Here is a 14,659-nt window from a genome sequence, read left to right as displayed (position 1 = left end):
TTTGTCAATAATGATAACGATATATCAATATTATATTTTGAAAAGGGAAATTGTGTGAGTTCCTACACCTCAACCTCTACGAAGAATTTCCATTTTCAGAAAATAAGTTTGATTCTCAGTATCAAATAAAAAGAATTGTCACAGTATTGTCAGGAGATACGAAATGAACTTAGCTACTTTACTTCGAGAAGGAACTTCCGAGGAGCACAGATCCGCAGAAACCTCGGCTTTTATTCGCTGTTTTATGAAAGGTGTTTTGGAAAAAGGAACCTACTCGAGACATCTGGAAGCCTTCTACTTTGTCTATGAGGCCTTAGAAAAAGAATTGGAGCTCCATTCGAAAGACCCCGTTCTCGGATCGATCTTCTTTCCGGAACTCAACCGTAAGGACGCAATATTAAAGGATCTTCAGTTCTTTTTCGGATCTTGGAAACCGGAAGATCACAAGCCCACTGCCGCCACTCAGGTTTACGTGGATAGAATCCGGAAAATTTCCGGAACACAACCTCTTCTTCTCGTGGCCCATTCTTACGTGCGTTATTTGGGCGATCTTTCCGGAGGTCAGATCCTCAAGAAAGTAGCGAGCCGCGCACTCGCACTTCCGGAAGGAGAAGGAATCGCTTTTTACGAGTTTCCGCAGGTTACGGACATCAACGGCTTTAAACAAAACTACAGAGCCGCGTTAGACGCGCTTCCGATTGACGATTCGGAAAAGCAGAATATTCTTTCCGAATCGAAACAGGTTTTTCTTTTGAACCAAGGAATTTTTTCGGAATTGGAAAAAGACCTGATCGCCGCGATCGGAAAGGAAACCTATGACTCCGTCCTCTCCAAAGGATAAAAAAAAAGGTTCGGTCTATTTCTTACCGGGGGCGATCTTTTTGGCGATGCTTCCGGTTACGATGATCGTTCCCGTATTTAAAGAAATTGTAAAGGATCGATTTCAATCGGGCAACAGCGAGGTTGCCTGGTTTTTGAGCGTCGCGATGCTCGGATCTTTTTTCTTTTCCCCGATTGCAGGTTTTCTTTCGGATCATTTCGGAACTAGAAAAAAGTTTATTATCCTTTTCTGTTTTTTAGACGCCCTCGTCTTAAGTCTTCTTCCATACGCGGATAATCTTCCCTTACTTTTGGGTCTTCGTTTTTTAGAAGGAGGAGCCCACGTTTTTGTGATCGGTCTGCTTTTGGCTTCGGTCGCCGATTTCGAACAAGGTGGATTTTCTTTAAAACTCAAAGGGGGAGCTTTGATGGGCTTTTCAGGAATGCTTCTTTCTTTGGGAGGCGCGGTCGGAATCTCCCTTGGATTTTTAGGAAAAGAAAATCCTTATCTTCCCTTTTACGCGGGTTCGGGGATCCTTTTGTTTCTCGCCTTCGTAGTATATCGTTTTGTTCCCGAAGTGGAAAACCTAACCTCCAAAAAACATACTTCTTGGAAAGAATCCGGAATCATTTTTCTTTCTCATCCGCTTCTTTTGTTTCCGATGGCGTTTCAATTTTTAGATCGATTTACATCCGGTTATTTTATGAGCTCCCTCAATCTTCGTCTTCGAGAAGAATTTTTACTCAATCCTTCGGAGACGGGACGTTTACTTTCCCTCGTTTTTCTTCCAATGGCGCTTTTGTCTTATCCGGCGATCCGCCTTTCCAAAAAAACCGGAAAGTATTTTCCGGTGGCTCTCGGTTCTTTGATCTACGGCGTCGCATTGACTCTTTCCGGAACGTTTCATTCTCTTGTTTGGATTACGATCTCGCTTCTTTTTTGCGGTTTGGGGGCGGGGCTTATGTTTGCGACTTCTTTGCGTTTGGCATCCTCTCTTTGTAATCGTGAGAATAACGGAATCGTAATGTCCGCTTTGACTGGAATCGGCTCCTTGGGTTTTTTTCTAGGTCCAATTTCCTCCGTTGGACTTGATAAAATTTCGGATTCCATTTCTTGGTTTCGAAGTTCTTCCCTTACCGCCGTTGTTTTCGGTCTCGCTCAGATTCTCCTCGTGATCGTGAGTATTCCCTTTTATAAAATTTTGAATCAAAAAGAAAATTAGAAAGGTAAAAGTTTTTTCTAAATTTTGATGGAATCAGAATTGAACGCTCTTTATGGTTCGAAACTTGGAACCTCTCCGAAAAGTTCGGAATGTAGGAACTCAAACAAAAACAAGAATTTAACAAAACGAAACCGCTAAAAAACGTAATCCGCGGGAACTCCCGCGTTTTTTCGTATGAGGTCGATAAACGTTGTCAAAAGTGGTTCCGAATTTTTGGACATACTCCGAATCGTTCGATCATTCAAGAGTTTCGGTTCTTCCTTTTTTCCGACCCGGGATCATTCTTTGAATGATTGAAAATTCCAGGATTTTATTTCAGACTTTGCGGGAAGACATTTGTTCGAAAAAATGAAACGAGAGCATGCGGTTCAAAAAGATAGCTTGCTCGAAATGTCGTCTAACGTTCTTAAGCGGAAGGATCGAAACTCTTCATCTGCGATTTTCAAAAAATCAAAATTGGGCTGAAAGACCGCCGTAATAAAATCTAGGTCTTGTGGGATTGTAAGCGAGTTCGTATTCGTTCAGGACGTTATCCACTCCCACAAACACCGCAAATTGTTTTTCGAAGAATTTTTGTTCCATTCTTAGATTGATAATCGTGAATGGTTTTCCGTATGTCACCGGCGGATTTTCGTTCAATTTAACTTCGGTCGGAATATAGTCTTGTCCTGCCGCTGAAAGGTTATTGGTCGAACTGTAAAAGGGTCTTTTGTCCAGGTGTTTTCCCCGGAGATTGAATTGAAATCCGCTTGGAGAATTGTAGATAAAGTTCGCCGAAATTTGGTGAAGAGCCCTTCCTTCCAGGGGACGATCGGTCGTAAGATCTCTCGTATCGGTTTGATTGTAACCGAGTTCAAGAGTATAGTTTTTTAGAAAACGATATTGAACGCCGAGCTCTCCTCCTTGCGTGTAGGCCTTCGCGATGTTCTGTAATTGAAACTGGGAAAATTCCCTTCCTTGGTTGGAATCGAATTTATATTGGATTAAGTTGATGATATCGTTTCGATACAAACTCAAGGACAGTGTAAGAAAACTAAAAGGACTGTATTCAAGATCGGAATTGACCGTGATCGATTTTTCGGGTTTTAGATTCGGATTTCCTTCCACGACGTAACCAACGGCGGGATTTTCAAAACGAAGATACAATTCTTGAAAACTAGGAGGACGAAATCCCCTTCCGTAGCTCGTTCTCCAGACCAGGTTTTGAAGGATATCATAACGTGCGGCCAATTTGGGAGTTGTCTGATTTCCAAATTGGGAATCGTCATCGTAACGAACACCGGGTATGATTCGAATTCTGGGAGATCGGGAAACCGTCCATTCGTTTTGAAAGAATGCCGCTCTTCGTGTACGATATACAAAGCGGTTTTGTAAACGATCGGATTCTAATTCGTTCGCGAAGGATTCTACTCCCGCGGTGATAAAATGTCTTTCTGCGGCTTGCCAGTCTAACTGAACGGTACCTTGGGAAGTCAATTCAGCGTTGAGTTGTTTTACATCCAACTCATCCGAACCTCTTTGGTTATTGTAGTATTTGTTTTCCCATTTCGAAATGTTTCCCCGAAAAGAGATCAGATTCTTTCTCCCGAATCCGTATTCCAGGGCGCCGGTCGCGAGAAAGTCGTGGGTTTTGTTGTTTCGATCGAAGATTGCTTTGGACTGAGTGACGTCGACTCCGTTTTGATCCCTGTGTTGATAGAGAATTCTTGTCTTACCCTTGAACTTTCCGTCCGGATTGAACGTGAGATTCATCCCCGTATTCAAATCCTGATACGCGTTTCCGGTAGTCGCGAGGGAATCCGGAACCAGACGATAACCCGGATTTTTATTGTAACCTGCGGAAACGTTACCGCTTACGAGCTCGTTTCGAAAACCCAGATTTGCGGTGGTATTGAATTCTCCTTCGGTATTGAAGTTTTTCCGGCTTCCGTTTCCGTAAGTGGTCCTTATCTCGAAGCTGAGTTTTTTATCCGCTTCCCGAGTGATGAGATTGATCACACCTCCGATCGCGTCGGCTCCGTACAACGCGGAAGAAGCTCCTTTGACGATTTCGATTCTTTCCAAATTCTGAACTTTAAAACGGCTTAGGTCGACTGCGTTGTTGAGTCTTCCCGAAATTCTTTCCCCATCAATGAGAATCAGGACATATTGTGAATCCATACCCAACATTCGGACCCTCGATCCGCCGAAAAAAGGAACCACGTCGATTCCGAGCTGAGTTTCCAAAACTTCGGCGGCGTTTCTCGCGCCGCTCGCTTCGATCTTCTTTCTCGAAATCACTTCCGTTGCGACAGTGGAATCCTTGAGTCTTCTTTCACCGCGGGATCCCGTAACGACGATTTGAGAATCCTCTTGTCCGTTGTTCTCTTTTTGGGTTTCGGCTCCGTTCGGCTCCGGCTTCACAGTAGTCGTGTTAGGCGATTCCTTTTCGGGAATCGGAGTTTCCTTTTTGGTTTTGTCGTCTTGAGCTTGTAAGGGTGAAAGAAGAAGAAACAGAAAAAGAACCGAAATTCCCTTGTGTTGAAGAAGTTTTTGAATTAGGGACATGAAATTAGTAAGGGATCTGTTTCCATTTTACTGTGGGATAAGCCGATGTCCCTTCGGAACTGTAGTAGCCGGTGATTTGAAAAAGATAATATTCGTTGCCGGTATTGGAACGTATTATAAAAATCTTATTATTCGGTTGTAAAAAAGCGAGAGTGTAGTTAAACCATTTGTTGAGTACGTCGTTTCCTACATATTCGGTCTGCACTCCGCCTGCCGCAACTTCGGAAACGTTTGTGTCCTTGGAAAAGTTGGCGTTTGTACAACCCAAGGTCGTGGAAGAGCTAGCCGAAGCGGCGTTAAAATCGGTAAGGACCGGATTGGTCATACAAGCCCCTCCGTTTCCTGTCGGATTGGTCAGACCGCTGTTTGTCTGAAGTTTGAATCTCTGAAATCCTACGTCCCAACCTCCCGCCGTATCGGGAGCTGAGACTTGCGATAAATTGGCAAAACTAAATTTGATCCAGACGTCATACGAAATCGCTCTTACCTTCGTCGTATAAGAACCGTCACCGTTGGATTCGGTGGAAAGGATTCTTGAAATCGCTGCATCTTCCAATTGTTTTTGAAGAGCGAGCAGAGTTTGTCTCATCGCGAGTTCGGTTTCATCCACGGCCGGGTTTTGTCTCGCACAAGATAAAAGGATTAAGATCCCGAACCCCAGACGAATTTGTTTCCAAAGGTGTTTGAAGTTCGAGATTCGTTTCATCGCAAATACCAAAAAGGAAATTCAGTTTTTCAGAGTGATTTGAAACGTTGTAGTCGGCGGTTCCGCGGTTCTACTTGCGAGGTAAAAAACGAAGTAATAGTCTCCGCCTTTTGTAGCGTTCAGAGTGTAAACGTAGGGGCCGTTTCCTGCGGCGCTTCCATATTGACCTTCGCTCGGAGTTGTGTAAGAAGTTCTTGCAGAATCGTAAGCAGAATCCAATAGGGGACAAGATGCGGTGTTGTAAACCAACGGCGCATTCACGTTATTTGCGGTCCCTTCGTCAAAGTCAGCGACATTCCTTCCGGTAAAAGAGATCTGATCCCCGGCCTTCACATTTGAGAATTTTACCGCGGCGATCGAGTGATTTACAAATGGAACCTTGCCGTAAACGAGGGTTTGGACAGAAGTGGTTGCAGTCATTGCGGGAAGGCCTGAAACTCTCCCTCCTACGTTTGCGGAACAATTGTAACTATTGGCGGTGAGTCCCAATAAAAGTAGAGTGATAGGGTCGATTTCTTCCTTATCTTCTTTTTTACAGTGAATGAGGGTGCCTAAGATGAGGCCGAAAATAAGGGTCGTCTTTGCGATCTTTTGAATAGTTTTCATGAATTCTCCTTCTGCCATTTGAAAACCATTCTCAAAATGTGAATATGAGAGTCAAACTCAATATCAGTAATTCTTAGGAATGCTTCCAGGAGAATCTCACAGAACCCGTTCTATAGGAAAGCCTTTTTACATTTTGGAAGCGATTTAGAATTTGGTTTCTATTTCTTCCAACCCGTTTCTCAATCGTTTGTAGAATGATTTCGAGTAACGCGGGTATTTTTTTTAGAACGATTTTCCTTGCGATCCTCCCTTTTTGTCTTTTTTCTTGTTCAATTTTAGAGAAAGACCCGATTTCCGGAGCGATTCCCGTATTCTCTCGGGAAGGAAAGATTCTCAGATACTATCCATATCAGGTGCGTTGGATCGGTTTTGACGAGGATGAATTTCCGGACACGTCGAGATTGAGCGATTTTAGGAATTTGGTTTCTCTGGAAATTCTTCACCCCGATTTTAAGAACTTAGAAGAATTGAGCGCCTTAAAAACGGTCGGTTTTCTCAACATCAACGGGACCAAGGTTAAGGATTTGAGTCCTCTTTCAAAACTTCCCCTTCTCCACAGCCTCTATTTGAATCGGACCGACGTGGACGAAAAGGATCTTTCTCGTTATCCGAGTGTAGGAGCTCTTACAAAACTCGGTCTCTACAAAACCAAAATCAAGGATCTTTCCTTTATCGGTCCTGACTGCAGACTCAGGCAGTTGGACATCCGTGGAACCGAAGTCGCTTCTTTGGAGTCTATTTCCGGTTGTAAATATCTTCTCGAGCTGAGAATCGGGAACACGAAAATCAAAGAAATCAAATATATCTACGACATGAAAGACCTTCGTTATTTAGAATGGTCGGGTTTGAATATTTCCAAAGAGGAATTGGACTGGATTCGGATCCAACTTCCTTATCTGAAATTGGTCCCTAACTATTACAGCAATTTATAATATTCTAAAAAATTAATAAGAAAGAGGGCTCGATTCGCCGGGGTTTGAATAAAGCAAAATGTCCCCTTTGTCCACGGGAACTCCTTCGGCTGTGACTTGTCCCGTTGTTTCTATCGTTTCCAAAGCCCTTACAGGGTAACGTTTCCCGTTTTCTTTTTCCAAAACTATGGAGGCGTTTTTGCGGACTCTCGACAATCGAAGACCCCAGACTTCGAGAATTTTTCCCCCACTTTCCAAAACGAGCGCACTGATCCGGCTCGGATCGGAGGAGATCGCCTTTCTATATTCTCCGGAGGGTGTTCCCGGAATAAAATCCGGATGGATCGAAATGAAGTTTTGTTTTTTCGATTCCAATTCAAAAACGAGATGATCGCAGTCGTAAGCACGAACGAGCGCCCAACGGTTTCCGGATTCTCTGTTTGTAAAAACTCTGCAAGATTCCGGAACGAGTTGAAAACCGGTTTTGGAAGGTTTGGCGATTCCTTCGATCCTCGTCTCCTCCCGATTTTTGCTCAAGGTGACGCTCAGTTGCGTAAAGATAAATTTCGGATTCTTCTTTGACGGGTTTGTATCTAAAAACAATTGTCTAACGAAATAACCCTCTTCTAATTTTTGAATTTTAGAATAGTATTCTCCGGGGGGAATTTTTAAGAATGGAGTTGGATATTGTTCGATCCTCTCCTCCCTTGAGGAACAAAACGGCATCGCGAGGATCCAAATTCCGATCAGAATCGAGTATTTCTTGCGTTTTAAAAAGGAATCGATAGGAAATATTTTATCCAATGTTGATTGCTCCTGTTTAGAGGGAGAAAGATCCTGACACGTTACGGGGGCAAGAGAGAATCTCGATTCAGTTTCCGCTCTCCCTTCGTTACAAAACACATGTCGGGATTCTTTTTCACATCCTCTGGACCGCTCTCCTTAAGTCAACGTTCTAGATTGGTTCTCTTTTTTCGTCCTATCCTTTCGATGAAGCGAAATTGTCGAAACAATCTTGTAATTTTTTCGGGGATCTCGATTTTTCTTTTTTTTCTCAATTCTTGTTCTTTGGAGGGTGTTTTCCCGTCTTTGTTTCCTTCCGAAAAACAAAAGTTAGGCGCTCAGTACGTCCAGGCTTTGATTCTCACTGCGATCAGCTGTAGCGGCCCCGGAAAATTTTGGGTAAGGGACATTACAAAAAACGCATCTTATTGTCTTCAGGCGAGTTTTGTGGGAGAAGGAGAAAATGTTTCAGTCTACGCCGAATTCGGACAAGAGCAAAATCTGGATTACAAAAATATAATCCGAGAATTCGATCTGAAAATTTTTCCAAAACTCAGCGCCGCTTTCGGAGCTCCTTCCGATATGGATCAGAGCGGAAAGGTTCATATTCTCTTTTTGGACATCCGTGACGGAAGTAAACCGGGCGGTTCCTTTGTAGCCGGTTTTTTTGATCCTTTCGATTTTCTTTCGGACGATCCACGATCGGGAATACGTTCCAATACAAAAGAAATTCTTTATATAGACTCCGTGCAGTTGAAAGAATTGGCCGAAAAGGATCTGGCTTCCGGAAAACCGGATACGATCCTTTCCACGATCGCACATGAATTCCAGCACCTCATTCGATTTCAATACGAACTTCCCGATTATCTTTCCCAAAAGACTCGGGATGAAACCTGGTTGAACGAAGGAACGAGCGAGGTTGCGAGCGATATCGCTGGATATTCTCCGCAGACGAATCGTATCGAGTGTTACCGAGGAAACGTCTCAGGAGTTTGTGCGAGAGGTGTAAACGGTTCCAGCATCTTCGGGTCCGGCAACTTTTCGTCGATTGTGGATTATTCTTTTGCTTACGCTTTTATAAAATATCTTTATACGGTTTCTGGCGCAAATCTTCAGGAAAGAAATTCTTTCTTTAAAAAGACGGTCTCCGGTCCTTCCATAAGGGCAAAAGACGCTCAGAGTTTAGCCGAAATTTTTCTTTCTTCTTCTGCGGTAAATTCGCTTTCCGCGTCCCAGAAAAACGATCTCGGGGTTTCCGGAGAAACTTCCTTCATACGTTTGTTTGCGGCATTTCTCTGGTTATCGACGGGAGAGACGACTCTTTCGGAAGCGCAGTTGGGGGTGGATTTTGCGGGAGCTGCCGGTTTTAAAACCGGAATGGAATCCGTTTTATCGGCCCTTCCCTTTCCTTCTGCGAATCAAGAAGGAGGAGAACTTCGAAAATTGTATGACACACAACCCCTTCCTTTCATTTTTCCCCTTTCGATTCTCAAACCGGGTCAGTTTCATTTTATCGATCAGAATCGGAGTAACACCGGAACTCAACCGGGCGTGGTCCTTTTGAAAAAGACGGCTCCGAGTTTAAAAATTTTGCAAGTAAACGCAGATCCGTATCGTCTCGGTCAGGTTTCTCAATCCGTAACGAGAACGGAAGACGAAGGAGAAATTTTTCTTCTTCCGGAAACGGGCGGTCCGGAGATCATCTGTCCCCTCGAATACTTTCACGCTTCCGAAAGAAATCGAACAAATTAACTTCGAATTTGTTTTTGAGAAATTTCTGATAGTTGAATCGATTTTACAGGAAACAATTCTTTCCGCGGAAATGCGCTGCACATTCTTCTGAAATCCCCAAAAGCGTGGGAACTCTTACAATCTCGGGAACGACGTTGCAAGTTGGTTTCAAACAAGAAGCTTGTAATTTGTGGGAACTCCCTCGGTTTGGTTCGACTGAACGTTCTTCAAAAAGGGTATAGGGCCGTTATCTAAGACTTATTGTAGGAGCTATTACAAATTTTCGTATCTGGGTTCGTGCAAACTCTATAAGAAATTTCTTATGATGTATAAATTCATTCCACTCGAAACGATTGTTCCGACAAAATATTTCTCAAAAAAATTGTAGCCGGGTTGGAAGTTGGAATGCCGTTTGTGATCTAACTCGCTGCGGACTTCATTTTTTTAACAAGAATCACTCCATTCCCGGGATCATTCCGCGAAATTCTGCCATTCTTTCTTCCGCGGCTTTTTGCGCGAGCTCGAGAGAACGTGTAACCGCCTGTTTGATACTCTTTTGTAAAAGTTTCTTATCGTTTTTTGCGAGAAGTTCGTCTTCGATGAGAATGTCTTTGATGTTGAGTTTCCCGTCGGAGATACAAGTTACGAGATCGTTTTTCGACTTTGCTTCGAAAGAGAGAGCCATGAGATCCTTTTCCACTTTTTTCATTTTCACGCGCATCTGATTCATCTGCTTTAGGGATTCTAACTTGTTTCCAAACATTCTTTAATTCCTTTTGAACCTATTGTATTTTTAAGAAGAATTACATTCCGCGATTTTTTTTTCGCGTAGGAGCTCCTCATCCAATCAAATTTCCGAACGCCAAAAAACCGGCAACCAGAAAAGAAACTTAGAAGGACAACTCCATTCCCAGAGAAGTGAAGTATTCGGAATAGTATTGTGAATAAGCCGGAAGACGGAACGGACCGACGTCGGTGTAGATCACACCCTTGGAGAGATTGTTTCGAAAGTTCATAAAAAAGATCGCGTTCTGAAAGCTCGTCTTTCCTCGAAAGCCGGCTGAAAAAGAACGAAGCGGTTCGTCCGTTTGCGTGTTGATACCGGTATTTCTCTGAGAGAGGAGATTGTAGTAGTTATTTCCGAGAAAGAGAGAATATCTTCCGGCGGGATCCAAGAGCATCGTAAAACCCAAGGTAGTCGCGTCCGATTCCGGAGTCATATAAAGGCCGTTGTTTCTCGTAGTAGGATCGGCGGAATAACTATAACGAATATTGAGAATGATTTTTGTAAAATCGATGAACATCGAAAAGCGTGCTGCTTCCGGGTTGTAAAGACCCTTCTCTTTTTCCTTATTCAAAACCGAAGTTTGAAACGAAAGACGACGGATGGGTTGGATGTTCGCCTGCCATTCGATCACACGCCCGCTACTGTTTCCCATCGCTTGATTTCTAAGAACCGGATTGTTTCCCATGCTCGGATCCGTATTGAACGCTTGAGAATTGGATCCGGGAGAAGAATAAAGAAAACGACTGGAGGCCATACTCGAATTTCCGAAAGAACTTCCGGAGACGATTTTTGTATTGATATAATCGTTGGGTTTAAAGGAAAAACCGGCCATCGAATACCCAATGTCTTTTTGATCGGCGGTATAAGGAAGTGAGTTTCCGGTTTTAAGAATCGCGTCCACTCCGGGTGTGACGGAATAACTCAGTTCAAAGTTGTCTAACGTGGATTGGTGGATGCCAGTTTTATCTCCGGTTCCAAAAGGATCCGATTTTCTTCCACGAAGGGAAGGAGCCAGTTCAGAAAAAGGAGACGAAGGACGAATCGAAGAATTCAATTGAACCTTTCCCTGTTTTCCTCCGAAAAAGCGCGCTCCGGTCCAGTTTGTATTCTGATCGTTAAAAAGAGAATCCGGTTGATTCCAAGCAAGGGAATCCTTGGAAGGAAAAGGGCTCCAACCGTTCCCAAATTTTGCAAAATTAGAACCTCGGTCTTCTTGGATTCCAAAGGATGATCTTTCCCATTCTTCCAAGAGATCGATTTTGCGAGAACCCGGAATCTGAAAAACCTGAACGTCCTTGGCTCGTTCTTCCACTTTTTCCTTCAAAGTCGGCTGGAACTTGGAAGGGCTGTCGTTTTCCTCCATCGGAAAGGAATCGATTTTGGGAACATTGTCGGGGGTTTTGACTTGAGCGATAGAAATGAGAACACCGAGTCCCAGTGCGGACAGGCCGCTGACCAGCAAGGAGGATTGAATGTTGATCGCCCCGATGAGTCTCATTTTCTTATCATTATTTAGTATCGGTAATCAGAGTCGAAGGATCACCTACAAATGCAAGTCTGGTATAGGACGAAGATTTTTTAAAGAATCCAAAAAACGAAGCATTCTTTTTCCCAGAGCATTTTGGTTATCATTTGAATTTTCCAAGGTTTGAAAGGCCTTTTGTGGCGGAGGCAGAGCGAAAATAATTCAAAAAAAACGAGATTGATTCCTTCCATCCAGTTTCAAAACCGAGGGGGTAGCGGGAAAGAATTTTTTTATTGAATTCTGTCCCATCGACACTCAAGGCCTATTTCTCATTCGTGCTCTTCTTCTTTTTTCCGATCGATTCTTTCCTCTATCATGTGGAACAGACTTCCCTGAGGATATTTTCCGTTTTTGCCGAATTTTCCCGCGGGAATCCCAAAAACTTCCGGAATCAATTCTTCCACATGAGAACAAGTGTAAATTTGGAATTTTCCTTTATCGATGGCCTTTCGAATGTGAGCGGGAAGATTCAAATCGCGAAGGTTCGAAGTCGGAATGTAAACCCTGTATTTATCCTTTGTATTCCCAACTATCTGAATCATATCAAACCAAGCCGCGATCTTTGTGTTTACCGAACCCACGGGAAGAATTTCTCCATACTGAGAAAGGGCTCCTGTCACCGCGATGTTACACGGAATTTCCAAACCGGAAAGCGCCGAAAGAATTGCGAGTAATTCCGCACAACTCGCGGAGTCTCCGTCGATCGGAGAATAGTTTTGTTCGAACAATATCGAAGCGTCCAAACCGAAGGACTGGATATGGGAGAACATTCCTTTAATATAAGATTGTAATATGAATACGCCCTTATCGTGTAAGTCTCCCGAAAGATTGACTTCTCTTTCGATGTTGATAAAATTTCCGGAACCTAAGGCGACACGCGCGGAAACTTGGTTGACCTGACCAAAATCGGATAAAGAAGAATGGAGAAGGATGACGGAAAGGCCGTTGATTCTTCCCGTCTTTTTTCCTTTGAGTTGAATCGAAGTCAGACCTTCTCGAACACTTTCCTGATATCTTCTTTTGTGAACCGCGATTCTTTTTTCGATCGTGGGGATTGCGGATTCTACTTGGGCGCGAGTGATCGTCTTTTTTTCCTTTTTAAAAAGGACGAGAAGTTCCCCCACAAAGGTACGAAGTTCTGCGAAGGAAAGAGAAAGTCTCGCCCTGCTGTCGTTCCAACGAAGAGCGATTTCGAGTAACGCGTCGACCGCTGAAGAATCGAAACTCGGATAACCGGGCTTTTCCCAAGAATGAATGAGTCCTCCGAAGAGCTGAAGATTCTTCTTGCTCTTCATAACAGCTTCGTAGGGAAGATGAATCTTAAAAGAAAAACTTTCATAGAAGTCGGGATCGACTCCGGTGATAAAGTCCACTTCTCCTTCTTCTCCCACGAGAATCAGACGAAAGCGTGTGTTGATCGAAGGATGAAAACGATTCATCTCTTTCGAGCCGGTCATTTCAGGAAGTGTCAAAAAGTCGATACTTCCCGTTTGCAGAACTCCTTTTACGAGAAAGTATAGATTCGGATCTTCCGTAAGGGCTCGCATTGGGAGCAGTAAATAACCGCCGTCGGCTTCCACCATTTTGCCCGCGCGGTATTCCGAGTTTCCTGGAAAACCTGCGAGAGTTAAGAATCCAGGATGGGGATCGCAGACAACTTTGATTCCTTTTTTAAGATTGGAGATGTATTCTTGAAGTAAGGTAAGGTTTGCTTCTAAGGCCGGACCGGTTATGAGAATGTTGGAAAGGATGCCCGGATTTTCCAGAGCCTTCGGTAAGGAACTCAGTTCTTCTCTGTGAAACGCCAAAAAATCGGGAAGACCGTTTTTGGGTCTTTGTTTTCCCGCGTGAAGTTTGATTTCTGCCTGAGCGGAGGTTATTCTTTTTATCACTGTGACGATTGTTCCCTAATTCCCCTCGGTTATCAATCACAATCTACCGGAGGATCAGCATCGCGTCTCCGTAGGAATAGAATCGAAATTCTTCTTGGATCGCTTTTTGATACGCGTGTAAGATCAGTTCCTTTTCGGCGAACGCGGAGACGAGCAAAAGAAGACTCGAACCGGGTAAGTGAAAATTTGTGATCAGACCTTCGCAACTTTGTAATTTGTCTCCCGGTTGCAAAAAAAGTTCGGTCGCACCGGCTCCGGAACGAAATGTTTTTGTAAGGGGATCGTATGTGGATTCCAAGGCTCGAAGCGTCGTGGTTCCGATAGAAAGAATTCTTCTTCCTTCTTTTTTCGCGAGGTTAAGAATGGAGGCGCTCGATTCTTCCAAAAGAAATTCTTCTCGATGCAATTTTTTTTTCTGAAAATTTTCTTCCGTGAGAGGTTGAAAGGTTCCGTAACCCACGGTCAGTTCCAAGGTGCAGATCCGAATTTTTTTTTCTTTTAGAATTTGAAACAAAGATTCGGAAAAATGAAGACCGGCTGTAGGAGCTGCAACAGAGCCGGGGGTTTTTGCAAAAAGAGTCTGATAACGAATTTCATCCTCGGAGTTCGCGTCTCTTTTTAAATAGGGAGGAATCGGAATTTCACCGATCTCTTGAAAGTCTTCTTCCTTGAGTTCCTTGTCCGGTTTTAAAAAAACGAATTCTTCTTCTTTTCCCTCCACTTGAAAAAAGCGAAGTCCCGTTTTTACGTCTTGAAGCCGATCCCCGGTTTTTAGTTTTTTAGAATTTCGAATCTTACATCTCCAAAGTCCGTCCTTGGGTTCCAAGAACATCGCTTCGTGGGTTCGAAGTTGATTTTTGAGATAAACGCGGCGTTTACTGACTTTGGTATGATTTCCGATCAAGACGTCGCCTTCTCTCAGATAAGCGATGATATTTTTGAATGTGTCCTCGGTGTGGATTTTTCCGGAACCAACGTTGACCACCATGAGTCGACTCTCGTCCCGATTCTTTGCCGGATAGCGTGCGATTCTTTCCTCTTGCAGTTCGAATTCAAATTCATTGAGATCGGAAAACAACATTCTATTTGCAGTGGATTTGGAGAATGCTCACGGGTGAATCTTTTTTCT

General features: G+C 43.6%; 12 protein-coding genes. 4 read left to right on the top strand and 8 right to left on the bottom strand.

Annotated elements, in window-relative coordinates; translation table 11 throughout:
- The first annotated feature begins 163 nt into the window (after positions 1–163).
- Positions 164–841: a biliverdin-producing heme oxygenase gene (locus JWG45_RS03300; RefSeq protein WP_205278358.1), complete on the top strand. Its 678-nt coding sequence runs from the start codon at positions 164–166 to the stop codon at positions 839–841.
- Positions 816–2,042, top strand: a complete 1,227-nt coding sequence (locus JWG45_RS03295; RefSeq protein WP_205278357.1) for an MFS transporter — start codon at positions 816–818, stop codon at positions 2,040–2,042. Before JWG45_RS03300 ends, JWG45_RS03295 begins: the two co-directional genes overlap by 26 nt.
- Positions 2,043–2,492: 450 nt before the next feature.
- Here the strand turns inward: JWG45_RS03295 and JWG45_RS03290 are convergent, their stop codons facing one another.
- From JWG45_RS03290 to JWG45_RS03280, 3 genes are read right to left on the bottom strand one after another with little or no spacing between them, the layout of a single operon-like run.
- On the bottom strand, positions 2,493–4,589 hold the full coding sequence (locus tag JWG45_RS03290; RefSeq protein ID WP_205278356.1) for a TonB-dependent receptor plug domain-containing protein: 2,097 nt from the start codon (positions 4,587–4,589) through the stop codon (positions 2,493–2,495).
- A 4-nt stretch (positions 4,590–4,593) separates the two neighbouring features.
- Positions 4,594–5,295: an HmuY family protein gene (locus JWG45_RS03285; protein WP_205278355.1), complete on the bottom strand. Its 702-nt coding sequence runs from the start codon at positions 5,293–5,295 to the stop codon at positions 4,594–4,596.
- A 21-nt stretch (positions 5,296–5,316) separates the two neighbouring features.
- Positions 5,317–5,901 (bottom strand): LIC20153 family lipoprotein, encoded by a 585-nt coding sequence (locus JWG45_RS03280; RefSeq protein WP_205278354.1) that lies wholly within the window; start codon positions 5,899–5,901, stop codon positions 5,317–5,319.
- 194 nt (positions 5,902–6,095) lie between these two features.
- Here JWG45_RS03280 and JWG45_RS03275 point away from each other — a divergent pair, with 194 nt between their 5' ends.
- Positions 6,096–6,833, top strand: a complete 738-nt coding sequence (locus JWG45_RS03275) for a leucine-rich repeat domain-containing protein (protein ID WP_205278353.1) — start codon at positions 6,096–6,098, stop codon at positions 6,831–6,833.
- Positions 6,834–6,845: 12 nt separating this feature from the next.
- Here JWG45_RS03275 and JWG45_RS03270 read toward each other — a convergent pair whose 3' ends face one another.
- Entirely contained in the window at positions 6,846–7,538 is a 693-nt protein-coding gene (locus JWG45_RS03270; protein WP_232380496.1) for a hypothetical protein, read from the bottom strand.
- Positions 7,539–7,901: 363 nt separating this feature from the next.
- On the opposite strand from JWG45_RS03270, the gene JWG45_RS03265 reads away from it, so the two are divergent.
- Positions 7,902–9,347: a peptidase M30 gene (locus JWG45_RS03265; RefSeq protein ID WP_205278351.1), complete on the top strand. Its 1,446-nt coding sequence runs from the start codon at positions 7,902–7,904 to the stop codon at positions 9,345–9,347.
- A 433-nt stretch (positions 9,348–9,780) separates the two neighbouring features.
- On the opposite strand, the gene JWG45_RS03260 is transcribed toward JWG45_RS03265, so the two are convergent.
- From JWG45_RS03260 to queA, 4 genes are all read right to left on the bottom strand, one after another.
- Positions 9,781–10,089, bottom strand: a complete 309-nt coding sequence (locus JWG45_RS03260) for a YbaB/EbfC family nucleoid-associated protein (protein WP_205278350.1) — start codon at positions 10,087–10,089, stop codon at positions 9,781–9,783.
- Positions 10,090–10,216: 127 nt separating this feature from the next.
- Positions 10,217–11,611: a hypothetical protein gene (locus tag JWG45_RS03255; protein ID WP_205278349.1), complete on the bottom strand. Its 1,395-nt coding sequence runs from the start codon at positions 11,609–11,611 to the stop codon at positions 10,217–10,219.
- A gap of 296 nt (positions 11,612–11,907) precedes the next feature.
- Entirely contained in the window at positions 11,908–13,530 is a 1,623-nt protein-coding gene (locus JWG45_RS03250; protein ID WP_205278348.1) for an AAA family ATPase, read from the bottom strand.
- Between the two features lie 43 nt (positions 13,531–13,573).
- Entirely contained in the window at positions 13,574–14,611 is a 1,038-nt protein-coding gene (queA, locus tag JWG45_RS03245; protein ID WP_205278347.1) for a tRNA preQ1(34) S-adenosylmethionine ribosyltransferase-isomerase QueA, read from the bottom strand.
- Positions 14,612–14,659: the final 48 nt, after the last annotated feature.

It is taken from the genome of Leptospira ainlahdjerensis (genome assembly GCF_016919175.1).
Taxonomy (GTDB): domain Bacteria; phylum Spirochaetota; class Leptospiria; order Leptospirales; family Leptospiraceae; genus Leptospira; species Leptospira ainlahdjerensis.
Note: the sequence above shows the minus strand (reverse complement) of the source record. Positions and strands in the feature narration are given on the sequence as shown.

Coding starts and splice junctions, on each gene's coding strand:
- JWG45_RS03300 (WP_205278358.1), top strand. CDS start 164: ATGAACTTAGCTACTTTACTTCGAGAAGGAACTTCCGAGGAGCACAGA.
- JWG45_RS03295 (WP_205278357.1), top strand. CDS start 816: ATGACTCCGTCCTCTCCAAAGGATAAAAAAAAAGGTTCGGTCTATTTC.
- JWG45_RS03290 (WP_205278356.1), bottom strand. CDS start 4,589: ATGTCCCTAATTCAAAAACTTCTTCAACACAAGGGAATTTCGGTTCTT.
- JWG45_RS03285 (WP_205278355.1), bottom strand. CDS start 5,295: ATGAAACGAATCTCGAACTTCAAACACCTTTGGAAACAAATTCGTCTG.
- JWG45_RS03280 (WP_205278354.1), bottom strand. CDS start 5,901: ATGAAAACTATTCAAAAGATCGCAAAGACGACCCTTATTTTCGGCCTC.
- JWG45_RS03275 (WP_205278353.1), top strand. CDS start 6,096: ATGATTTCGAGTAACGCGGGTATTTTTTTTAGAACGATTTTCCTTGCG.
- JWG45_RS03270 (WP_232380496.1), bottom strand. CDS start 7,538: ATGCCGTTTTGTTCCTCAAGGGAGGAGAGGATCGAACAATATCCAACT.
- JWG45_RS03260 (WP_205278350.1), bottom strand. CDS start 10,089: ATGTTTGGAAACAAGTTAGAATCCCTAAAGCAGATGAATCAGATGCGC.
- JWG45_RS03255 (WP_205278349.1), bottom strand. CDS start 11,611: ATGAGACTCATCGGGGCGATCAACATTCAATCCTCCTTGCTGGTCAGC.
- queA (WP_205278347.1), bottom strand. CDS start 14,611: ATGTTGTTTTCCGATCTCAATGAATTTGAATTCGAACTGCAAGAGGAA.